The organism is Stenotrophomonas hibiscicola ATCC 19867 (assembly GCF_000382065.1).
Classification (GTDB): Bacteria; Pseudomonadota; Gammaproteobacteria; order Xanthomonadales; family Xanthomonadaceae; genus Stenotrophomonas; species Stenotrophomonas hibiscicola.
The window spans coordinates 232792-255619 of sequence record NZ_KB907499.1; the positions used below are offsets into that span (position 1 = coordinate 232792).

General features: G+C 66.5%; 19 protein-coding genes and 2 pseudogenes. 15 read left to right on the forward strand and 6 right to left on the reverse strand.

Going from position 1 to position 22828, the window contains the following annotated elements:
* Window positions 1-109: 109 nt before the first annotated feature.
* Complete coding sequence (locus tag G370_RS0105940) at window positions 110-3466, reverse strand: S8 family serine peptidase (RefSeq protein WP_019659764.1); 3357 nt, start codon at window positions 3464-3466, stop codon at window positions 110-112.
* Between the two features lie 339 nt (window positions 3467-3805).
* On the opposite strand from G370_RS0105940, the gene G370_RS0105945 reads away from it, so the two are divergent.
* The 3 genes from G370_RS0105945 (at window position 3806) to G370_RS0105955 (ending at window position 6939) form a co-directional block, all read left to right on the forward strand.
* The gene (locus G370_RS0105945; protein WP_019659765.1) at window positions 3806-5110 is read left to right on the forward strand and encodes a hypothetical protein; all 1305 of its coding nucleotides are present in this window, start codon (window positions 3806-3808) and stop codon (window positions 5108-5110) included.
* A gap of 288 nt (window positions 5111-5398) precedes the next feature.
* Window positions 5399-6139, forward strand: coding sequence for a DNA/RNA non-specific endonuclease (locus G370_RS0105950; RefSeq protein WP_019659766.1), 741 nt, complete (start codon window positions 5399-5401; stop codon window positions 6137-6139).
* A gap of 104 nt (window positions 6140-6243) precedes the next feature.
* Complete coding sequence (locus tag G370_RS0105955; RefSeq protein WP_019659767.1) at window positions 6244-6939, forward strand: HAD family hydrolase; 696 nt, start codon at window positions 6244-6246, stop codon at window positions 6937-6939.
* A 7-nt stretch (window positions 6940-6946) separates the two neighbouring features.
* Here the strand turns inward: G370_RS0105955 and G370_RS0105960 are convergent, their stop codons facing one another.
* Window positions 6947-7177, reverse strand: coding sequence for a hypothetical protein (locus G370_RS0105960; protein WP_019659768.1), 231 nt, complete (start codon window positions 7175-7177; stop codon window positions 6947-6949).
* Window positions 7174-7599, reverse strand: coding sequence for a VOC family protein (locus tag G370_RS0105965; RefSeq protein ID WP_019659769.1), 426 nt, complete (start codon window positions 7597-7599; stop codon window positions 7174-7176). The genes G370_RS0105960 and G370_RS0105965 overlap by 4 nt, the downstream gene beginning before the upstream one ends.
* A 276-nt stretch (window positions 7600-7875) precedes the next feature.
* On the opposite strand from G370_RS0105965, the gene G370_RS0105970 reads away from it, so the two are divergent.
* Window positions 7876-10359, forward strand: a complete 2484-nt coding sequence (locus tag G370_RS0105970; RefSeq protein ID WP_245541202.1) for an aminotransferase class V-fold PLP-dependent enzyme — start codon at window positions 7876-7878, stop codon at window positions 10357-10359.
* A gap of 20 nt (window positions 10360-10379) precedes the next feature.
* On the opposite strand, the pseudogene G370_RS1000000122005 reads toward G370_RS0105970, so the two are convergent.
* A pseudogene (locus G370_RS1000000122005) lies at window positions 10380-10823 on the reverse strand (helix-turn-helix domain-containing protein); the annotation flags it as partial.
* On the reverse strand, window positions 10820-11746 hold the full coding sequence (locus G370_RS0105980) for a LysR substrate-binding domain-containing protein (RefSeq protein WP_019659772.1): 927 nt from the start codon (window positions 11744-11746) through the stop codon (window positions 10820-10822). The pseudogene G370_RS1000000122005 and the gene G370_RS0105980, both read right to left, overlap by 4 nt.
* Window positions 11747-11837: 91 nt before the next feature.
* On the opposite strand from G370_RS0105980, the gene G370_RS0105985 reads away from it, so the two are divergent.
* From G370_RS0105985 to G370_RS0106000, 4 genes are all read left to right on the forward strand, one after another.
* Window positions 11838-12878 carry a hypothetical protein gene (locus G370_RS0105985; protein ID WP_019659773.1) on the forward strand — a complete coding sequence of 347 codons (1041 nt, stop codon included), beginning with the start codon at window positions 11838-11840 and terminating at the stop codon, window positions 12876-12878.
* Window positions 12875-13756: a TolB family protein gene (locus G370_RS0105990; RefSeq protein ID WP_019659774.1), complete on the forward strand. Its 882-nt coding sequence runs from the start codon at window positions 12875-12877 to the stop codon at window positions 13754-13756. The genes G370_RS0105985 and G370_RS0105990 overlap by 4 nt, the downstream gene beginning before the upstream one ends.
* 62 nt (window positions 13757-13818) lie before the next feature.
* Window positions 13819-14361, forward strand: coding sequence for a GFA family protein (locus G370_RS0105995; RefSeq protein WP_019659775.1), 543 nt, complete (start codon window positions 13819-13821; stop codon window positions 14359-14361).
* Entirely contained in the window at window positions 14354-14662 is a 309-nt protein-coding gene (locus tag G370_RS0106000; RefSeq protein ID WP_019659776.1) for a DUF6958 family protein, read from the forward strand. The genes G370_RS0105995 and G370_RS0106000 overlap by 8 nt, the downstream gene beginning before the upstream one ends.
* Here the strand turns inward: G370_RS0106000 and G370_RS0106005 are convergent, their stop codons facing one another.
* Window positions 14663-16018: a sigma-54 dependent transcriptional regulator gene (locus G370_RS0106005; protein WP_019659777.1), complete on the reverse strand. Its 1356-nt coding sequence runs from the start codon at window positions 16016-16018 to the stop codon at window positions 14663-14665.
* 396 nt (window positions 16019-16414) lie between these two features.
* On the opposite strand from G370_RS0106005, the gene G370_RS0106010 reads away from it, so the two are divergent.
* From G370_RS0106010 to G370_RS1000000122010, 7 genes and pseudogenes are all read left to right on the forward strand, one after another.
* Window positions 16415-16945 carry a hypothetical protein gene (locus tag G370_RS0106010; protein ID WP_019659778.1) on the forward strand — a complete coding sequence of 177 codons (531 nt, stop codon included), beginning with the start codon at window positions 16415-16417 and terminating at the stop codon, window positions 16943-16945.
* On the forward strand, window positions 16942-17559 hold the full coding sequence (locus G370_RS0106015; RefSeq protein ID WP_019659779.1) for a hypothetical protein: 618 nt from the start codon (window positions 16942-16944) through the stop codon (window positions 17557-17559). The genes G370_RS0106010 and G370_RS0106015 overlap by 4 nt, the downstream gene beginning before the upstream one ends.
* Before the next feature lie 43 nt (window positions 17560-17602).
* On the forward strand, window positions 17603-18919 hold the full coding sequence (locus tag G370_RS0106020) for a hypothetical protein (RefSeq protein WP_019659780.1): 1317 nt from the start codon (window positions 17603-17605) through the stop codon (window positions 18917-18919).
* Window positions 18920-19019: 100 nt separating this feature from the next.
* A complete protein-coding gene (locus G370_RS0106025; protein ID WP_019659781.1) occupies window positions 19020-19724 on the forward strand; it encodes a C39 family peptidase in 705 nt (234 codons plus the stop codon).
* A gap of 12 nt (window positions 19725-19736) precedes the next feature.
* Window positions 19737-20486 (forward strand): hypothetical protein, encoded by a 750-nt coding sequence (locus G370_RS0106030; protein WP_019659782.1) that lies wholly within the window; start codon window positions 19737-19739, stop codon window positions 20484-20486.
* A 46-nt stretch (window positions 20487-20532) separates the two neighbouring features.
* The gene (locus G370_RS0106035; RefSeq protein ID WP_019659783.1) at window positions 20533-21825 is read left to right on the forward strand and encodes a transporter; all 1293 of its coding nucleotides are present in this window, start codon (window positions 20533-20535) and stop codon (window positions 21823-21825) included.
* 45 nt (window positions 21826-21870) lie between these two features.
* A pseudogene (locus G370_RS1000000122010) lies at window positions 21871-22761 on the forward strand (NAD(P)-dependent oxidoreductase); the annotation flags it as partial.
* Window positions 22762-22828 lie beyond the last annotated feature (67 nt).

Here is a 22828-nt window from a genome sequence, read left to right on the forward strand (position 1 = left end):
CGTCTTCACGGTACCCCCGAGGTCCATCAGGAAGGGTTCCCGGCAAGCGCCGGAAACGGTGGGAAACCGGCCGCCCCTGCACAGGGGCGGCCGGGATGCTGCTGGCGCCTTACGGCGTTACGGTCAAGGCGACACGGACAGCAGTCTTCGGCGTGCTCGGGTCATTGCTGCCGACACAGACGAAGCCCGAATAGCTGCCCGGCGCGAGGCCGCTGGCATTGATCTGCACCTGCGTGCTCTGGCTGCCGCCTGCGGAGATGCGGCCCAGGGCACGGGTCGGTGTGCCGATCCAGCCGGCGCCGCACGCATTGCTTCCGCCCAGCCCATAGGCCAGCCCAGGCGCGCCGGCGGTGGCGGACCAGGCACCGCTGCCATCGGGATTGATGATCGCGCTGCGGTACACGCTGTCGCCGCTGGTGGCGTTGAACCAGAACCAGCTGGTAGCCAGCGGCGCGCGCACCGAGACCACCAGCCAGTAGCGGCCTGCCGGCAGGTTCACGTTCTGGCCTGCAGCGGCCAGGTCAAGGTTGATGGTGGCAAGCGTGGCCGACGTTCTTACGCCCGGACCGCTGACGGTGGAGGTGTAGCTCCACAGCGCCAGCTGGGGGCTCGATTCCGGATTGCCCTCCGGATTGCCGCCAACATCCCGGTAGATCGACCAGTTGATGTTGGTCGAAGTTGCCAGCGAGCCACCGTTGACGAAGCCGTCAGCGACGATGCGGGTAATGCCGGTGGCCTCGCCCAGAGTGAAGTCATCGGCACCAAGCTGTGCACGTGCACCCACTGTCGCCGCATCGGTGAAGCGCGTCGAGCGACGGCCATTGGCGTTGTTTGGCGCCTGCGCTACCAGCATGCGGGTGCCCACTCCGGAATTGTCGATCTGCCATTCCAGCGGTGAGCCGCCGGTATTGGCGATCTGCAGGTTCACCGTTCCACTGCCACCGGCCGGCAGGGTCAGCGAGTTCGTCGGCGGCGTGGCGGCGATCTGCGGCGGCGGCACCGACACGGCGATCGGCAGGCGCAGCAGCGGCTGGCTGGTATCACCGCCCTGCGGTGAGAGGGTGAGCCTGGCAAAGCGCCAGCTGCCATCGTTCGGTACCGAACCGGTGGTGACGATGACCCGCACCGACTTGCTTTCACCCGGCGCCAGGGTAAACACCGATGGCGAGACAACCGCGGTCAGGCCCTGCACCTTCGCCGTCCACGTCTGCCGGGTCGGCAGCACATTGCGGAACACGCGGGTGAAGCTGCAGCTGTCCGCGCAGCTGCGCTTGCCGAGGCTGGCGATGTTGAGCGACGACACTTCACCCCCATTGGCTGGATTGGCGGCCAGGAAGTTGGTCTTGGTCTCGTTGAGCACCAGCCCTGCGCGCAGTGCCTGGTCCACCTGGATGCGTCCAGCGCCCATCGCGAATGCGTCGGCCGGTGTGACGCCATCTTCCTTCAGCACCTCCTGCCGCGCGGTCATCATCAACGCCGAGCGTGTCTCCTGCACGGTCCAGTCAGGACGCGCCTGGCGCAGGAGCGCGGCGGCACCGGCGTGATGTGGTGATGCCATCGAGGTGCCGTCCATCAGGCCGACGGCGTTCTCCGAGCCGGTCACCTCATTGCCTGCGATCACGGCCAGCACACGTACACCCGGGGCGGTCACGTCCGGCTTGACCAGATCAAAGATCCCGGCCGGGCCGCGCGAACTGAAGTCGCCCAGCACATCCGGCGTATTGCTGATCTTGCTGGCCGGATAGGCAATGCCGGCGGTTGCGTTGTTGCCAACGCTCGACGCAAAGGTCCGCAGTGCATTGGCGTCCGACTGGTCGATGGCGAAGGCGGGAATGGTCGCCCCGGCCACGTTGGGCAGGATGGGGACCGGCTGGTTGTTGCCGATCAGCACGGCGATCGCACCCGCTGCAGCGGCGTTGTTGACCTTGTCGCTGAAGTTGCACGAGCCACGGCGGATCACCGCAACGGCGCCCTGGAAGGTATTGGCCGGGAACGGCGCGCACCCATCGTTGGCACTGTCGATGCCTGCACTGACACGCAGCGGCGTGGTTGCAGGAATCGGCGTTGCGAACGGCACGCCGCCCGAGCCTTCGGTCAGCAGGATGGCAGTGAGCGCCGGCGGCACGCTGCCGGGGCCGCTGACCGCAGCGAACAGCACGATGTCGCCGCGGCCATGCGTGGCCGCCGCAGTGCTGCCGGTCCAGGGTTCCAGATGGCCCATCGTGTTCGGACCTGGGCCGGAGTTGCCGGCCGAAGTGGCCACGTAGATGCCGGCATCGGATGCGTTGAGGAACGCCAGCGAGACCGCCTCTCCCCACGGCGCGGTGCCACCGGCAATGGAGTAATTGATGACGTCGACCACGCCATCGGCGAGGGCCTGGTTGACCGCTGCCAGCGTCGAGGTGTTCGGGCAGAAGCCGCGCCCGGTGGAGACCTCGGTGTAGCAGGCGTCGTAGGCGATGATGTTGGCGCGCGGCGCAACACCGGAAATGTGGATCTGGTTGCCACGGTAGGACGCAGTGTGCGGGTTGCCGGCGGCGGTGGAAGCGGTATGGCTGCCATGACCGTTGGTGTCACCAAATCCAGGCTCCTCGCGTACGTCCGCAACGCCACACTGGTTGCCCGGCGCACCGCAGACGAAGTCGTAGCCGCCGATCAGCTTGCTGTTGCAGCGACCTTCGTCGATGCCGCCCGGCGCGCAGGTGCCGAGGTAGTTGCCTGCGCCCAGCGGATTGACGTGCTCGTAACCATCTTCGGCGCGGGCGGTGAAGGCCGGGCTGCCGAAGTTGATGCCCGAGTCGATGACGCCGACCACCACACCTTCGCCACGGAACGGCGCAGGTGTGCCGTTCCACAGCGCAGGTGCGCCGATCAACCCCGGTCCGACGTCGGTGTCCTGCTCATACTCCCTGTACTCTTCAACCAGCTGCACATCGGGAAGTGCGCGCACGCGCTCCGCTTCCTGCGGATTCATCTGCAGCACCGATGCGTTGATCGCATGCTGCATGCGCCGTTCGACCTTTACGCTGCGACCCAATGCTGCATTGATGCGGGCCTCGTGCTGTACCTGGCGGTCAGCGAGGAAGCGCACATAGTCCTGCGAGCGTGCCCCCTTTACAGCGATGCGCGGTGTCGGCGCATTGCCGGTGGCTGCCGCTGCACGCGCCGCGCTGGCGGATGGGCGCATGCGTTCCGGTGCCGCGAGGCCCTGGATGTCGCCCTTGTAGGTGGCCAGCGGCTCCTCGCGGTAGACCACGATATAGCGGTTGGAGAGCTCGGCGAAGCCGCTACCCGGACCGCGTGCCGCAGGCCCGGACGGATTGCCGGCGCGCGCGTCCACCGAGGGATTGCCGGTCTTTGACTGGGCACCGGTACTGCGTATGCCCACGGCAGCGGCGGCCAGTGCGGCACCCGCCACCAGGGTCAGTGCAACCCATTTGCTTCGTTTGATCCATGCATTGCGCATCGAATACCCCCTTTTCATTGAAAGCCCGAGATGCAGGCCGGCGTCAACGCCGGCGCTGTGATGTCTGGTGCTTCAATTGCGGGTGCGGCGCGTAGTCCCCGACGCCTTGCACCCCGCTGCGCCCCGGCAGCAGAATCGACACTACCTCAAAATTTGACGCGGCGCACAGTTTTTCGTGACAGCGGCAAGACAGAGATCAGTACGCGAAAGTATGGATGCGCGCCTGCATGGCGTAGCCATGGCCCCGGCCGCCGAAGCGGCAACGCGTTCGTTGCCCGTCGTTGAAGGGCAACGGTGTCCAGTGCTATGACTGCCTGCGCCCATCAACGCACGGATGCCATGGATATTTTCCGCACTGCACTGATTGCCGGTGTTGCCTGTGCAGCAGGACCGGCATGGTCCGCTGAATCACCGATCGCAGACGCCGACGCGCGCGGAATCTTCATCGAAGCACGGCATCTGTGCCAGGTCGATGGCGGCCAGCTGTGGGGGCAATCCCTGTGCGGGCCGATGATGCTGGTCGATCCGAAGAGCCGCCAGGTCACCGCCTCGCATGCGGATGTACACGGCGCGTTGAAGGTGCGTGGCGAGGTGTTCGTGGGCCAGCTTCCGCCCGATGCGATCGTTGCCAACACCGCCGTGGAATGGTCCGGCATACGCTGGACGCAACTGCTCTGGCCATTGCCGCAGGACGTGTCCAGGCGCAGTACGCTGCTGGCTCACGAAATGTTCCATCGGTTGCAACCGGCGTTGCCCATCACCGCGCCGACCGAAGGCGGCAACGAGCACCTCGACACACTTGAAGGACGCTACTGGCTGCAGCTGGAATGGCGCGCGCTTGCGGATGCGCTCACGGCCACCGATGCAATGGCGCAGCACACTGCGGTGAACGACGCACTCGCATTCCGCGCCGAGCGCCACCGCCAGTTCCCTGCGGCAGCGCAGGAAGAAGCGGCGCTGGAATTGAACGAGGGCCTGGCCGAGTACACCGGCGTGTTCGTCGGCAACCCAACGCGCTCCACACGTATCCAGGCGGCGCTGCATGACCTTCGCGCGCACGTTGCCGATCGCAGTTTCGTCCGCTCTTTCGCCTATGCCACCGGTCCGGCCTATGGCCTGCTGTTGGACCAGGCGGCCCCCGGCTGGCGCAACCATCTCACCCACCCCGCCCGGGACCTCGGCACGCATCTGGCCGAAGTGACCCGGACCCCGATGCAGCGGGGTGCGACCGAGCTGCGGGCCGCTGCTGCGCGCTACGGCGGACGGGCACTGCGCGAAGCCGAAATGCTGCGCGAACGGCAGCGCATTGCGCAGCTGGAACACAACCGTGCGCGCTTCGTGACAGGCCCGGTCGTGCGGCTGGATCTGCGCAGCATGCGCATCCAGTTCAATCCCAACACGATGCAGTCGTTGCCGGGCCGTGGCACGGTATATCCAACGATGCGGCTGACCGACACCTGGGGCAGCCTGGACGTCACCGACGGAGCGTTGATGCAGAGCGACTGGAAGGCCGTGTTCGTGCAGGCACCCGCAACTGCCCACCCGCCGCTACAGGGTCCAGGATGGTCGCTGAGTCTGAAACCAGGATGGTTACTGGTGCCGGGAACACGCAACGGCGATTACGTGTTGAAGGCGACCCCCTGACAACACCCGCAGGCATCGCGATGCTCTAGCACGCGAGCGTTTCAGCCACGTCCTGCTCCATTTGACACATCTCCAGTGCTTGCGCGCTGTCACAGCTTCGTCTTTTCATCGTTGACCGAAAGACGACAGCTTGTGACGCTTACGACACCGCACGGCCTCCACGGCCCTGTCATCGCGGTCACGTCTCACCGCAATCCGTAGCACCCGTCTCCGCAACGTCCCCCATGACCTCGCCTCGGCCCGGTCGTGGCGGACGGCTGCGCCCTGAACTTCTGCTGGAGAACCGCAATGCGCCTTGCAAGCCTCTTCTTCGCGTTCGTCCTCAGTGCCTTCGCTGGCGCTGCCCAGGCCCAGGTCGTCACCCTCAACAAGGGCGGCTTCGTGCTCACCTACGACTGCAGCATCCACAGCGCCACCCGCTACGAGTACACGCTCACCGCCGACACCGGCTCGGCCGCGCGCCCGTCCAGCTTCTACAAGGATCCGGACCTGCCGGCAGGCTGCCTCGGCCAGACCAGCACCGCCTCCTACGCCAGCATCAAGTCCGGCTACGACCGTGGCCATCTCGTCACGTCCAATCACATGGACTACAACGCGACCTACATCCGCCGCGCCAACTACATGACCAACATCGTTCCGCAGGTGTCCAGCTTCAACCAGGGCATCTGGGTGAAGGCAGAGAACGTGGCCGAGTGCTACCGCGACATCGCGCCGGTGGATGTCTATGGTGGCGTGGTCTACGGCGACGCCTCCAACGACTACTTCCTTTCCAGCCACGGCATCCCGACGCCGGAGTTCTTCTGGAAGACCATCATCACCCGTGACCCGAACACCGGCACCGCCAAGGCGATCAGCTGGATCATTCCCAACGAAGCCAATCTGGGCAGCCTCGACAGCTATCTGGTGACCATCGCCGATCTGGAGGAGCTGCTGGGTGCGAGCTACGTCGCGATCAACGCACCGGCCTCGCTGAAGAACAAGCTGCCGGCCAGCACCTGGCCGCAGCCGGCGGGGTGTGACCTGGGCTGACCGGCCGGCCGGGAATGGGTGGCACCCGGTCCGGGTGCCACGCAAGGATGGCTGTGGGAAAATGGCGGGCAATTGCACCACCGCATTGCCCCCTGGAGCTGTAGATGTCCCGTTTCCCCTTCGATGCCGTGCTGTTCGACTGCGACGGCGTACTCGTCGATTCCGAGCCGCTGGTCGCCCGCGTTCTCTCGGAAATGCTGACCGCACGCGGCTGGCCGCTGACCCCGGCGCAGGCGGGTGAAGTCTTCCTCGGGCAGTCCGTGGCCCATCTGGCAGGGCTGATCGCAGAGCGCACCGGCAAGCCGTTCACCGAGGAATGGCTGGAGGAGTTCCGCCAGCAGCGCAACCAGGCACTGGAACGTGACCTGGAAGCGATCCAGGGGGCACCCGAGGCCGTGCGTGCGATCGCTGCGGCCACCGGTGGGCGGATCGCCTGCGCCTCCGGCGCCGATCTGCTAAAGGTGAAACTGCAGCTGGGCAAGGTCGGCATCCTCGATGCCTTCGGCGACCACGTCTACAGCGGCCAGGACATGCCGAACACCAAGCCGCACCCGGACGTCTACCTGGCGGCCGCTGCCGCGCTGGGTGTGGATCCGAAGCGCTGCGCGGTCATTGAAGACACCGTGACCGGTGCGACCGCCGGTGTGGCCGCAGGTGCCACCGTGTTCGGCTTCAGCGAGGGCGGCCCGCACCACAGCACGCCCGAGGCTCTGCGCGCGGCCGGTGCCCAGGTGATCTTCCAGCGCATGGAAGATCTTCCCGCACTGCTGGCGGCCTACACCGCCGACGCTGCCGCCTGACCCGGCGTCAACCCGCAGCGCCCTGCCCGGCGCTGCGGCACCTGCCGCTGTAGTGCAGCGCAAACAGGTACAACCCGGTGAACAGCTGCAGGAACAACGGCGGCAGCGGCGAATAGGTGATCCACGCCGCAGGCTCGCCCTGCCCCAGCCCGCGCACCACGAAGTTGGCGATCACCGCCAGGGTGAACACGATCGAGGTCCAACGATGCACGGGCCGTGCCCAGCCACCGCAGCTCATTGCCGGCGCCTCGCTTCGGAACGGGCTTCGATCATCTTCCAGCCATTGCCCGATGGATCGCGGAATCCGGCGTCGACGGCGCCAAAGCGCTCGATCGGCTCCTGGGTGAATTCCACGCCCTGTGCCAACCACTGCGTGTAACGCGCCTGGCAGTCATCCACAGCCAGCACCAGGGGCGGCATTGCGCCTTTGGCCACCAGCTGCTGCAGCGAAAGCGCGGTGGCCGCATCGTGGGTGGGCGGACCCGGCACGAACAGGCCCAGCTGGAAACCGTCCTGGCCTGGGCTGCGTACCGTCAGCCAGCGGTAGCTGCCATTGCGCACGTCGGTATGCACTTCGAAACCGAGCTTGCCGACGTAGAACGCCAGCGCCTCATCCTGGTCGCGCACATACAGGCCGACCGTGTTCACCATATCTGACATGCAGCACCTCCTCTCAAGTGCGCCTACGTTACGCCCCGACGAGGCGGTTCTGCTTCTCCAAAACTGCGCCAATGGCTGGGACGGCGAACGTGAAGGAATCAAAAGTACATGGCCCTCCCCAAAAGCGGATGAATACGCAGTTCCGCGACGGCGGATAATCCGCCCCGGCATTAAGTCAACTTAATGTGATGCCAATCACGCACGCGCCTGAGGGCGCATGCGATAACCGCGCGGACCGGGATTCATCGGCACCATCACGCCGACAGGGAGCGCATCATGCAGGACGTAACGCAACGCCAATGCAAAGTTGTGTCCGACAGCCGCTGGTCGCTCAGTACCTTCATGGAATTCTATGAGCGGATATTGAGCCCTCGCATTTTCCAGCCTTACGGGATGCTGCTGGCCGGGGAAATCGCCAGCGACATCGATGCAGGGTTCGCGGTCAAGGACGTGCTGGAAGTGGCATGCGGCACCGGGGTGATCACCGCCAGCCTGTATGAGGATCTTGCGCGGCCACGGGGCTTGCGGCTGGTGGCCAGCGATCTCTCGCAGATTGCGGTGGACATGGCCCGACGTGTCCTGAACCCCGAGATCCAGCAGAACGTTCCGTTGTTGGCCGACGTGGACATGGCAGAGCTTCCATTCGATGACAACAGCTTCGATGTGATTGTCTGCGGCTTCGGCCTGATGTTCCCGCCCGACAAGGCGCGCGTGGCCAGGGAGTTCCGGCGCGTGCTGCGGCCGGGGGGGCGTGTCTACGCGACGATGTTCCACTACAACCAGCTCTTCGAACTCACCCGCCAGCAATCGCAGCTGCATTTCGGCATGTCTTCCCGGTTGATGGACGCGGCGCTGAGCCTGACCGACCCGTCGCCGATCACCCGCGCCTTCGCGATCGAAGGGCTGTCCCGGGCCAACGACGTGCCTGCTGGGCTGCATCCCCTGTCGTTCTCGCTCGACGCAGCCGGTGCGCGCGAGTTCCTGTTCAATGCCTGCATCCTGCTCGAAGAGTTCAACCAGTGCGACACCCGCACCCGTGAGCACTACCTGGACCTGATGCTGGCGCAGTTCGGCAAGGACGTGCCTGACCAATGCTACCGGGTGGAGGCATGGTTGCTGCGCGGCCAGGCCGATCCCGCCAATGCGGGCACGACGGTGGACATCGCGTCGCCCGACTTCTCGCCGCTGGTGCGCTGCCAGCAGCTGACCCATCGCGCGTCCAGCGCGGGCGTCGAGTGCGCAATCTCCGTGCAGGAGGCACAGGGGCTCGCTGCATTCACCGCTGCCAAGGCGGAGTTCCTGGCTGAGTATCCCGGCTTCCCCGACGCATCGGTAGAGAAGATGCGCAACGAGGAGTACGCACGGCTGGACGAGCAGCACGTCACGTATCTGGATCATGTAGGCGGAACCCTGCCACCCGAAAGCCTGCTCGAACAGGACCTGCAGGCGTTGAAGCACGCAATCCTGGGAAATCCGCATAGCGGATCGAAGGCCTCGCAGGCGGCATACCAGGAGGCGCGGGATGCCATCTACGCCTTCTTTGACTGCTCTCCGGACGAGTACGAAGTGATATTCACTGCGAACGCCAGTAGCGCGATCCGGCTTGTGGCGGAATCGTTTCCGTTCCAACCGTGCACGCAGCTGCTGTTGACCAAGGACAATCACACGTCGGTGCATGGACTGCGCGAATACGCCAGGGCCAAGGGCGCCTCGGTGAAGTACATCCCTCTGGACGACGATCTGCTGCTGCACGACGACCTGATGCGGCGTGCGCTGCAGCGGCTGGGCGACGGCGCCCCACACCTGCTGGCCTTTCCCGCCCAGTCCAACGCGACCGGCGCGCGGCATGACCTCGCTTGGATCGCCCGCGCGCAGGCGCACGGTGCGATGGTGCTGTGCGATGCAGCCGCACTGGTCCCGCAGGCGCGGCTGGATTGCGGCACCCTTCAACCGGATTTTGTGGTGGCCTCGTTCTACAAGATCTTCGGCTACCCCACCGGCGCAGGCTGCCTGCTTGCCCGCCGCTCGTCGCTGCAACTGCTCAGGCCACCGTCCTTTGCCGGTGGCGGAGTCTGCTACTACTCAGGCCCCTGGTCGCCCACCGAGCGGCTGCTGTATCGCGATGCCGGGCAACGTTTTGAGGTGGGAACACCCAACTACGCCGCGTTCCCGGCGATCGCCCGGGGCTTTGCCTTCGTGGCACGGATGGGCGGCGCCGAAGCCCTCGCGCTGCACTCCACTGCACTGGCCCGGTGGATCGAGGTGCGTCTTGCCGCGCTTCGCCATACCGTGCGCGGCGACACACCACTTTGCCGCGTGTACGGCCCGCCGGCACAGCGAAAAGGAGCGACGGTGATGCTCAACTTTTTCGACTGCTATGGCTCGATCGTGCCGCATGCCCGCGTCAAGCACCTCGCCGACCGCTTCGGCATCACCCTGCGCAACGGATGCTTCTGCAACCTCGGAGCTGTCCAGCAGGCAACCTATGCAACTGCGGGTGCCGAGCACTGCGAACTGGACAAGACCGGGAAGATCCTCGACTGCACCGCCTTCGATGAGAAGATCCTGGACAAGGGAGATTGTGGCGCGGTCAGGATTTCATTTGGGCTCGGTTCGAATTTTGCCGACGCCTACCGCTTCCTGATGTTTGCGACCTGCCTCCTGGACACCGACGTTTCTGGTCTTGAAGGTGTGCTCGCCGCGAGTGACCCTGAAGCCGATGCCGGCAGTCCTCGTACCGCTCCTGCCGTGCCGGCCTGACGCTCCACGGCGAGTGCCACCGCCGGCGCGCGACGGCGACGTTGTTCCAGCACGGATGTGTCCAGGCGGGGGCGCTGCGCGGCGCGTGCGTGGCATTCCGGCACACTGGCCGACGCCGCCTGGGCTGCACGCTCAGGCTCGCGCACATTGCCCGGGCTGTCACCGGTGATGTCACGGAAGATGCGGCCAAAGGTGCCCAGGCTGCGCCACCCGGTCTGCGCGGCGATTTCGGTCACCGCCAGATCGGTATCACGCAGCAGCGCCACCGCTCGTTCGATGCGGCGGCTGAGCAGATAACGGTGCGGCGGCAGCCCGAAGGCCTGCTTGAACGAGCGGGCGAAGTGCGCCGGCGACACCGCACTGACCTCAGCCAGGCGCGCGACGGGCCATTCCTCATGGCTGGCCCGATCCATCCGGTCCTTGGCGCGCAGCAGGCGCCGGAGCAGTTCGGGGCTCTGGCTCATGGCATTACCGCCCGGGCCAGGTAATGGCGGGCTGCATGCCGCGCCTGGGCGGCCTGCTCGACCAGCCAGTCACGGAATGCAATGACCTTGGCACTGCCACCTCGCGCCGTGGGTGCCACGAACCAGAAGCTGCGACCGTCGCAGGCCACCCCCGGATGCGCCTGCACCAAACGCCCGCTGTCCAGCTCGGCCTGGAACAGGATCGGCGAACCAATGGCGATGCCCTGCCCTGCGATCGCGGCGCCGACATCCAGATGCTCGACGGCAAAGGGCGCGACGAAACTCTCCGGTGCCGGCGGTGGAAGGTCCCCGTGCGCGGCAAACCACAGGGCCCACCAGTCCGGCCGCCCGAGCAGGGGAATTTCCAGCGCGCTGCTGCCCAGCCCACGGGCCGCTGGCAGCAGCGCCGGCGCACACAACGGTGTGAACACGCTGGGAAACAAAGGAGTTGCCTGAAGACCTGGCCATTCGCCCTGGCCATTGCGGATGGCCGCATCGAAGTGACCGGCGGCCAGATCCTGCGGCGCTGCCGACAGGTCCAGCTCCAGCACGAACTGCCGGTGGCGGGCGCGGAACGTGCCCAGCCGCGGCGTCAGCCAACTGGTGCCCAGCGTGGGCAGTACAGACAGGCGCAGTCGCGCCGCATCCATGTCTGCGGCGCGCATGAAGCTGGCGCGCAGTGCATCGAATGCCCGGGTGGCCTCCTGCGCGACGCTGGCCCCCGTCGCCGTCAGTTCTACGTGCTGTGCATGGCGCAGGAACAGGCAGGTGCCGGTCTGGGCCTCCAGCCGCCGCACGTGGTAGCTCACCGATGCCGCACTGGTGTCGAGCTCCTCGGCGGCACGCGCGAAGCTGCCCAGCCGCGCCGCCGCCTCGAAGGCACGGATGGCGGCAAGCGATGGCAGCTGGCGTTGGGTGACCATAAGTGTGACTTAGCCTGAGCCCCGATATCTGCGTGGTCAATCCCCCTCCTGTCCGCAACGATGGAGGCACTTTCGACAGGGGATCACGCACATGGATCGACGGCAGTTCCTGGCCACCCTGGCCGCCTCGGCGGCGTCCACTGCCCTGCCCTCCGGGTGGGCCCTGCCCAGCCACAGCAAAGATTGGACATGGTTGCAGGGCAACTGGCAGGTCCGGCACCGACGCCTGAAGGAGCGCCTGGTCGGCGATACCCGTTGGGAGTCCTTCACCGGTTCCAGTGCGGTCTGGCTCACCCTGGGCGGACTCGGCACCATCGATGACAACGTCATGGCGCTGCCTTCGGGCCCTTACAGGGGCATGGGCGTGCGTGCATTCGATCCGGTGTCTTCCATGTGGTCGATCTGGTGGATCGATGGCCGCAACCCTGCCCGTATCGAAGCCCCCGTGCGTGGCGTTTTCGAGGGCGATGCAGGCAGCTTCCGCGGCACCGACCGGATCGACGGACGCCCCATCGACGTGTGGTTCCGCTGGCATGACATCCACGGCGAGGAGCCGTGGTGGGAGCAGGCGTTCTCCGACGATGCCGGTGCGCACTGGGAAGTGAACTGGCGCAACTGGTTCCGCCGCACTGCTGCGATCCCTTCTCCGCTTCCGAAGCTGCCGGATGCACCGGGCGATTTTGATTTCCTGGTGGGCCATTGGAACGTGCGCCATCGTCGCCTGCGCGCTCGGCTGGCAGGCAGCGATGCGTGGGACGCGTTCAACGGCACCCTGCACAACTGGCCGGTCCTGGGAGGATTCGGCAACGTGGGTGACAACGTGATGGACGTGCCTGCAGCACCGCTGCGCGGCATGGGCATCCGCGCCTGGAATGCGGCGGAGCAGCACTGGCTGAGCTGGTGGCTGGATGGCCGGGAGCCGACCCGGATCGGCGCGCCACTGCGCGGTGGTTTCCAGGCCGGTGTCGGCCGCTTCTTCGGCGAAGACCAGCACGACGGTCGATCCATCCAGACGCGGGTGATCTGGTCACGCATCACGCCGCGTTCGGCGCGCTGGGAACAGGCGGCCTCGGCCGATGGTGGGCGCAGCTGGGAAACCAACTGGGTCAGCGACTTCGAGCGACAGGCATGAAGGCGCAGCTGGCCGTGATGCTGCTGGTTGCTGCGTCGCCTGCCGCGTCTCCATCAAGGGTGCTGCAGATCGTCGGCCCGGCCGAACGCTTTGCCCCGGACGTTGCATCCACGCAGTACGACGAGATTCGACTGACCTTGAGCCCGGACGGAAAAACCGCACTGTGGTTCAGCCGCAACCGGCCCGGCGGTCCGGGTGCGTATGACATCTGGATCTCGCGCAACGATGGGCAGCGCTGGCGGCCGGCGATGCCGGTGCCGTTCAACACGCCGGGGCGCGACTTCGATCCCGCCTTTTCCGCCGATGGCCGCGTGGTGTATTTCTGTTCGGATCGCGCAGGCGGCCAGGGCGGCGACGATCTGTATCGGGTCAGCATGGGAAGCGACGGTCGATTCGGGGAGCCGGTCAATCTTGGCCCGGCAGTGAACAGCGCGGCCGATGAATTCGCGCCGATGCTCTCGCCGGACGGTCGTACGCTGTTGTTCTCCAGCGATCGTGCGGGCGGTGCCGGCGGCCATGACCTCTACAGCGCCACGATGATCGGCGGCGTGGCGCAGCTGGCACGGCCGCTGGCGGGAGACCTCAATACCGCAGCGCAGGAGTTCGATGCCACCTTCCTGGGCGACGGCCGAACGGTGGTGTTTGCCCGCGCCCAGGACTTCGGCAGTGCACCGGTGCGCCAGTTCATTGCCTACGCGCGTGGAGGCCGTTATGACGCGGGCCTTGCATTGCCCTCGCCCTTGAACGAGGCCTCCGGCGACAGCTACGGCGCGATGCTGGATGGCTCGCAACCCGGCACCTTGACCTATTCGGCGCGGCGCGCAGACGGTGCAGGGTTGGACCTGTACCGCATCCGCTACCAGATGTCGCGACCTTGAGGGCAGGTGGTGTCGATTTCCAGCGCGCTGGTTCGTCGAGAGGATGAATGCCCCAGGAGAAAATGCAGATGCCCTCCCATCAGTCGCTTGCATGCGCGTGCGGCCAGGTACGCCTGACCGCCACGGGCCAACCCATTGCCACCGTCGAATGCTGCTGCGACAGCTGCCGCAAGGCCGGCGCCATGCTGCAGTCGCTGCCCCGCGCACCGGACGTGCTGGGCCCGCACGGCCAGACGCTCTTCGTAATGCACCGCAAGGATCGCGTCAGCATCGATGCCGGGCATGCCATGCTGCGTGCCTTGCGATTGTCCAGCAGGGGCGGCAGCCGCCGCGTGCTGGCCGGCTGCTGCAATACGCCGCTGTTCCTGGAGTTCAGCGGTGGCCATTGGCTGAGCCTGCATGGCCTGTTGTGGCCGGCGTCGGCAAGACCCGCCGTGGAGATGCGGACGATGGTCAGTGATCTTCCTGACCCGTCTGTCCTTCCGGACGATGTGCCGAACCTGAAGACCCACTCGCTGCGGTTCTACGCCCGCCTGATGAAGGCGTGGATCGCCATGGGCTTCCGCAGCCCGCGCATCGAAGTCGCGGGAGATTCCCATGTCTGAGCCCGAGCGGATCGAGATCGAGAGCATCACCACGCCCGGGCACATCCAGCGCGTGGATCGCGCCAAGTACCTCGCCATGCGCCATGCTTTGCTGCGAGCCCTGCCTTCGCAACCGCCCGGCCTGACCGTTGCGCAGGCAAAACAGGCACTGCTGCCACATCTGCCCGCCGCCCTGTTCCCGGCAGGTGCCACCGCCGGCTGGTGGTTGAAGGCCGTGCAGCTGGACCTGGAAGCCAAGGGCGTGATCGAGCGCGTCGCGGGCAAGCCGTTGCGCCTGTTCAAGCACCTCGCGGCCGGCTGATCAGCGCTGCGCAGGCAGCTCCAGCCGGTGCTTGCGGCACAGCCGATACACCGTGACCCGCGATATCTGCATCTGCCGCGCGCACTCGGAGACGTTGTAGCCGGTCTGGCGCAGGGTCTGCAGTAGTACATCGCGCTCGGCCTGGCCGCGCGCGTCGTGCAGCATCGCCGCGGGCAGGACCGCTGCCAATGCGCCCAGCTCCAGGTCACGCTCACTGATCAGCTCGCCTTCGGCCATGATCGCTGCGCGCTGCACACGGTTCAGCAGTTCGCGTACGTTGCCGGGCCAGTCGAAGCGCCGCATGGCCTGTACTGCGGCCGGTGCAAAGCCGCGTGCACGCACGCTGTGGCGCAACCGGAAGCAGCGCAGGAAGTGCTCGGCCAGCAGCTGCACGTCGGCACCTCGCTCGCGCAGCGGCGGCATCAGCAGGCGCAGCACATTCAGGCGGTAGTAGAGATCGCTGCGGAACCGCCCCTGCGCCACCGCGTGTTCCAGTTCGACGTGGGTCGCGGCAAGTACTCGCACGTCCGCGCGCAGCGGCTGGCTGCTGCCCACGCGCTCGAAGGTCCCCTCCTGCAGCACGCGCAGCAGGCTGGTCTGCGCTTCTGCCGGCAGATCGCCTACCTCATCAAGAAACACCGTACCGCCATGGGCGGATTCGAACACACCGATCTGCCGCTTGTCGGCACCGGTGAACGAGCCACGTTCGTGGCCGAACAGCTCCGACTGCACCAGGCTGGCCGGAATCGCACCACAGTTCACCGCAATGAAAGGCCTGCCGGCGCGCCCCGACAGCGCATGCAGCGCATGTGCAGCCAGTTCCTTGCCTGTACCGGTTTCGCCGGTGACCAGCACCGGCAGTTCCACCGGCGCGAACTTGTGCAGCACCGTGCGCACCGCATGCAGCGCAGCGCTTTCGCCAATCAGTGCATGCGGTCCATACCCACTGCAGGTTGCATCGACAGGCGGATCATCCGCATCGAACTGCTGGCGCATTGCGCAGACCAGGTCCTGAAGGCCGAACGGCAGCGTGAAGCGCGCGCCACATCGCTGCAGCAACGGCAGCCAGGCCGGCGATGTGGGTCCGGCGCCCGGTGGCAGTACCGCCAGCCAGGGCAGATGCTGGTGCTGCTCGATCCACGGTTCCAGCAGCTGCAGCGACGCCGCATCGAGATGGCGCAGATCGAGTACGGCGAGCAATCGATCACGCCCACGCAGGCCTATCGCCATGGCGGGATCGGGATGGATGCTGCGCACATACCAGCCTGCTGCCGCCAGCGCACTGCGCTCGTTCGCCAACGGCTCGCCAAACCAGAGCACGCAACGTGACGTAGAAGCCTCCGGGACCGCTGCCATGCTTCCCCCAGCATCCGGACACCGTCGGCGGACTGTCAGGCAATCGCCGGCGTGCCGCCCCCCGCCGGGACCTCTACGGCCACCGGGGCGGCCTTTGTTGGGCGGATCCTAGCGCTTCCCTAAACGGCGGCGCAATGAGCAATGCGTCAAGAAATTCGTGGCTGAACCGGCACCGTTGCAGACGGCGGCGCCACCTGTAACACCCATGCAACAGTTGCCCGCCGCCCTTGCCCTGCGGTGCCTGGGGCTTCGAAATCCCAACGATTCCCCGACGTGCCTGTAACACCGTGGCAGCAGCCCGGTCAGGTGCTGCACGGTCCCGACATTGGCGGGTGGGCACTTCCAGGTTGGCACGGTTGATGCGTGGTTCCGCCGCACCCATCGCGGGAGATCGGCATGGACGGCACCACCCTGATTCACGGCCTGGCCGCAGCACTGGCAATCGCCCTGCTGTCGGTTGGCGCGGGCGCATCCGCGTCCGGCGCCCGCCAGGGCGTGAAGGCACAGCCGGGCGAAATCGTCCTGTTGCGGGACGTCTCCGCGCGGCCGGCCTATCGCATGGCACCACCGGGCATGGCCCTGATTGCCGACCCGAAGCCACAGCGCGAGATCGCCACCGCATTGGGCGCCGGTGGCACGACGAACGGCATGGACGAGTTGAGCGATGAGGACTATGCCGGCATGGGTGCCGGCCAGGCAGCGTCCGTCGCGACACCGGGCGGCACTACCGTTGAACGGGTCACCCAGCAGGCCCTGGGCGGCACGTTGGGCCGCAGTGGCGACGGCATGGTCGGCAGCAGCCTGGGGGGCGCCATGAGTGGGCCGCTCGGTGCGGTCGGCAGCAGCACCCGCGGTATCGCCGATACCGTGCGCGGCGCGCTGGCCCAGTTCCCGCTGCAGGGCACGGCCCCGGCAGGTGGAAAATGAAGGCCCTGCACGGCTTGCTTCTGCTGCTCGCTGCCGCGCCCTGGGCGACCCGGGCCGATGACTACGGCGGCATGCTCGCCTATCTCGACGTGGCCCGCATCGACGGCCACGCACTGGCCGGGGCGACGGGTGCCATCGCCGTGAACCAGGCCGCCGGCGACCTCAACGTGCAGGCCAACCTGCGGGGTATCGCCAAGGGCGATCGCGCCGACGTGGCGATCAATGCCCGGCAACTGCAGCAGGGCAACCGCGTGCTGTCCGGGCCGCTGCAGGCCGCCGCGATCGTTGGCGGTGACGCACTGGCCGGTGCCAGTGGCATCGCATCCATCAACCAGGCCAGCGGCATCGCCAACACGACGCTCAACGTCGTCAGCGCGACGCTGGCCCGACAGGGCATACGCGAAACCGACGATACGGCCTTGGCCGCCGAGGGTTCCGCGTTGGCAGGGGGGCGGGACGACACCGGTCGCGGCGTCGCGACGGGCACCCGCAGCGCCGGTGTAGCCAGCACCGCACTGCGGGGATTCGACGGGGTCCTGCAACTCAATCAGATCGCGGGCAACGGCAACGACACGGCCAACGTACTGGGCCTGGTCGTGCAGGACCGCCCGTGACAACCACCCAACCGATGCACCACCTGATGAGAGAGAGGGCACCATGAAAGCGACCGTCAAACAGACCATGCTCGCCATGGCGATTGCCACTGCCTCGACCGCCGCTGCGGCCAATGGCTGGGACAACCAGAACGCCAACGCGAACATCAACCACAACCACACCGTCAGCGAGACCCGCAACGAAACGCACAACCACACCGACAACGACGTGCGCAATCGCACCGTCAACGTCAATGTGCAGAAGCACAGCAACATCCAGGCCGACGAACGCAAGGAAAAGAACAACCACGGCGTCGACGTGAACCTGGAGAAGGACCTGCGCCTGAGCACCGACATCAATTTCTCCGGCGACCCGAACATCACCGGCGACATCGACCTCGACTCGGCGGCCATTGCCGTGATCGACAACCGGCAGTCGATCAGCAACAACGCCACCAGCAACAGCCTGGTCACCAACAGCGCGTCGATCGGTGACAGCGTCGGCGCCGGTGCCTCGGGCAATCTGGGCTTCAATGTCGTCTCCGGCGACAACAATGCGCAGGACAACGCGGCTTCACTATCTGCGGCCGATGCGTCCTTCAGCTTCGGCATGGCCGACGCCGAGGTGTTCGTCAACCAGGCCGGCTTCGGCAACGCCACCATGAACTCCGGTGTCACCAACGCCGCAGGTCTCAGCGGCAACGCCTTTGGCGGCGCGTCCGGCAACATTGGCGTGAACATCGCCTCGGGCAACAACAATGAGCAGAAGAACGCGCTCGCGGCGTCGGTAGCGACCACGGCGGTGGCCCAGTCGAGCATCAGCTCCAACCAGGTCTCCACCGGCAACACGGTCAGCAACGCCGGCTTCGTGCAGTCCTACACCGATACCGTGCAGGTCGGCATGCGTGGCGGCGTCAGCGGCCTGACACTGGCCTATGGCGCGGGCACCTACCGCGGCACCGGCAACGCCTACCAGATGGCCAACTACTACCTGGATACGTGGAGTGGCGAGCTGCCGCACCCGGGTGGCAACAGCACCGGCCATATCGATCTGGACAACCAGATCCAGAACGCCACGATGAACCCCAACCGGCCGGGGGTGGGCGGCCTGGGCTTCGATACGCGTGAGAGTGGCACCAGCCAGTTCGTCGAACTGGGCGTGGCTGACCTGTATGCCAGCCTCAGCGGCACGGTCAGCACCACGCGGTGGGTGAATGTCAATGCGACCAACACCTCGGCCTTGTCCGGCAGTGCCTTCTCGGGCGCCTCCGGCAACATCGGCGTGAACGTTGCTGCGGGCACCGGCAACCTGCAGGCCAACAGCCTGGCCCTGGCAGTGGCCCAGCCCAGCACCGGCGGCGGTGGTGGCAGCGGCGAGTAAGCGCAACACCCCGGCCGTCCGCCAATGGCCGGGTCCCCGGGAGCCCCTGTTCCTCCTCCCCCTTGGGGCAGGGGCTCCCCCCTGCTGCCGGAGAACGTAGATGATCCGTTGCCCTCCATCGATGCGCCTGCTGGCCTTCCTGTTGCTGATGGGCACCGCATCGGCATGGGCGGGCGAGGTCCACTTCGCCGGCGTGCTGCCCAATGGCGCGCTGCTGCAGCAGAAGGTGGAAAGCATGCAGGAGCGGCGCTACCGCAACGTGGTGCGCCAGCACACCGATTACAGCTGCGGGGCGGCCGCATTGGCGACCATCCTGCGCCATGCCTATCACCTGCAGACCGACGAAGCGACGGTGATCGAAGGAATGATGGGGGTTTCCGATCCAGCGCTGGTGGCCGAACGCGGCTTCTCCCTGCTCGACATCAAGCGCTACGTGGAATCGCTGGGCATGCGTGGCCGGGGCTACCGCATCGATGAAACACGACTGCGCACCCTTCGCGTGCCAGGACTGGTGCTGATGGACGTGCGCGGCTTCCGCCATTTCGTGGTGCTCAAGCAGGTGCGCAACGGCATCGTGGAAGTGGCTGACCCGATCCTCGGCAACCGCAGCCTGGCGCTGCCGGAGTTCCTGGCCGCCTGGCCATCGCGCGCGGTCTTCGTGGTGATCGGCAGCGACTTCGATCGCAACACCGTTCTTCTGCAACCCAGCGAACGGCCAAGTGCCCGCGCGCTCTATGCGCGGCAAGGGCCGATCACCGATGCCGAACTGGTCGACTTCGGCTTCAGCCACGCCGACCTGTTCTGAGGAGGTACGACCATGTTCCGTCAACACGTATGGATGGCTCTGCTGCTGATGGCCCCTGCCCTGCCCCTGCAGGCCGCCGACGGCAGGACCGGGCGTGGACTCACGGAAATCCCCGACCCGGAGCTGAGCCTGATGCGGGGGCGCTACACCGTGGGTGGCAACAACGTTGCCTGGTTCGGGGTCACCATGGTGTCGCAGTGGCAGGCCAGCAACGGCACGACCCTGCAGGGCAGCCTGACCCTGGGCATGGACTTCCGTGGTGGTGGCGCGCCGAAGCTCAGCTTCCAGCCCAGCGTGCATGTCACGGCAGCCGATGCGCCGCTGCCCGATACCCACGGACGCAGCATCGACAGCAGCGGCCTGGCCAATGCCAGCGGCCTGGTGCAGAGCGTGCAGGTGGCCGGCGATGGCAATGTCGCGCGCAACGTCACCACGCTGACCGTCCGCGAGGGTGGCGTGCCGGCTGTTCTCTCTGATGGCGCAAGCAACGTCACCGCGCAGCAGGCCGGCACCAGCGCGACGGCCGTGCTGGAAGGCAACCAGGCACGCCTGCTGCTGCAGGTGGATGGCCAGGGGCTGGTGCAGCAGTGGATCCGCAATGGCAGCGTCGGCCAGGGCATCGCCCTTACCGGTGATGGCCAGATCGCCAGCAACCAGCTGCGGCTGGAGCTGGTGCGCAACGCCGTGGGCGGCAACCTGCCGTTGAGCCAGAACGTGGCCCAGGCGATTGCGTTGAACCGCGGCATGGGGCCGGGCCAGTAGCAGGGCCTGGCATTGGGGGAAACGCTCCACAACGCAGGACACGAACATGCACACCCTGATGAGGATCACCCCGTTGGCGCTGGCGGCGCTGGCGGGCACCGCCCTTGCCGTGCCGCCGACGCCTGACGATGGCGCAGACGTGCAGGCCCTGGCCAACCAGCTGGAACAGCTGAAAGCCAACTACGCACAGGAAGTGCGGCGGCTGCGCGAACTGGACATGCAGGTGCAGGCCATGCAGGCACGCTTGGGCGGGCGGGTTGGCCCAGCCTCGACCCCACCGGCCGCACCATTGGCGCAGGCAGCGGCCGCCGCGGTTCCACCGAGCAGCGAGGGCTACGCCAGTACCGCTGCCGAGGCCCAACAGGCCAAGCAGGAGTCGCGGCGCAGCGTGGACGACGTGAAGCAGCAGCAATCGGCCCTGTTCTCCCGTCGCTTCACCATCGAGAACAGCCTCACCTACGCCCGCTATGACCGCAAGCAGCTCACCCTCAACGGCTTCCTCGCGTTGGACGCCATCTTCCTCGGCAATATCGCCATCGAGAACGTGGAGTCCGACTCGCTGACCTATAACGTGGCGGCCCGCTGGGGCGTCAGCCCGAACCTGACCCTCAACCTGGATGTGCCCTACCTGGCGCGGCGCACCGTATACCAGAAAGGCGGCGCCGGCGGTGCAGCGGCCGCCATCGCGCAGGAGCAGACCAACGGCAACGGCCTGGGCGACATTGGCCTGAGCGCGAACTACCGGCTGTTCGGCGAACGCGGCTGGCGCCCGGAGACCGTGCTCACGGCCGGTGTCACCGCCCCCACCGGGCGCGCGCCCTACGGCCTGGACTGGAAGGTGATCGAACGCGATGACGACGACTACATCCGCTTCGCCGTGCCGCGCGAGCAACCCACCGGCAACGGCGTATGGCAGGCCAACCTCGGCCTGTCGATGGTGAAGACCGCTGACCCGGCCATCCTGTTCGCCAACATCGGGTACGTGCACTCCATCCCTCGCGGCTTCAGCGACATCGACAGCAATCCGGATACGGTCAACCCAGGCGACGTGAAGCTGGGCGGCTCGGTGTACTTCGGTGCAGGTGTTGCCTTCGCATTCAACGAGCGGACCAGCCTGAGCCTGTCCTTCAGCGACCGCATCAGCGCCCGCGCCTCCACCCGCTTCCAGGGTGGCAAGTGGATGAAAGTGATCGGCAGTGACGCCAATGCGGCATCACTGAACCTGGGCGTGACCTATGCGTTGAACCAGCACACCACGCTGGTGACGTTGCTGGGCATCGGGCTGACCCCGGATGCGCCGGACTTCACGTTGGCGTTCAAGATTCCTTACATGCTCTAGCGGCCACTGCCCATGGCATGATGGGCGCTCTGCGGCCAGCGGACGTCCATCATGCGCATCGGATTCCTGGGACTTGGAGTGATGGGAACGCCCATGGCGGCCCATCTGGCTCGCGCAGGTTACGAGGTATGCGGCTGGTCGCGCTCCGACCGCAACCATGCGGCCGCGCGCACCGCCTGCATCAACGTCTGCGAGGCGGTGGACGAGGTATTCGCGGCCTGCGACACCCTCATCCTGATGCTGGCCAATGACGATGCCATCGACAACGTGCTCGATCGGCATGGCGCGGCGTTTGGCGAGCGGGTCGAGGGCCGCCTGCTGATCAACATGGGTACCAGCTCGGCAGCGTACTCACAGGCGCTGGCCGAACAGATCCGTGCCGCGGGCGGCCGCTACGTGGAAGCGCCGGTGTCTGGCTCACGCGTGCAGGCCGAAGCGGCGCAGCTGGTGATCCTGCTGGCCGGTGCCGATGTCGACCTCGCGGCAGCCGCCCCACTGGTTGCACCGATGGGCAGGCAAACGGTGTGCTGTGGTGCAGTGCCGTCCGCACTGCGCATGAAACTGGCGGTGAACCTGTACCTGATCACCTTGGTCACCGGCTTGGCCGAAGCGGTGTACTTCGCCGAAGCACACGGCATCGAGCTTGACCGCTTCGCGCAGGTGCTCAACGCGGGGCCGATGGCCAGCGAAGTATCGCGAATCAAGCTGGACAAAATGATCCGTGGTGACTTCAGCGTGCAGGCGTCGATCACCGACGTGCGCAAGAACAGTGGGCTGGTAGCCGCTGCCGCCCATGAGGTGGGCATGCATGCGCCCTTGATCGACGCCAGCGACGCGCTGTTCGCACAGGCACTGGCGTCCGGATCGGGGGCGCTGGACATGGCGGCCGTGCTGCAGGCGGTACGGGCCGGGCCAACCGGCACTGGCCGGCGCTGATCCGGATTCATGTTCCGGCACTACTGCCGTCCTCCACCGCTGCTATATTCAGTCCAGCTCGGCAGGC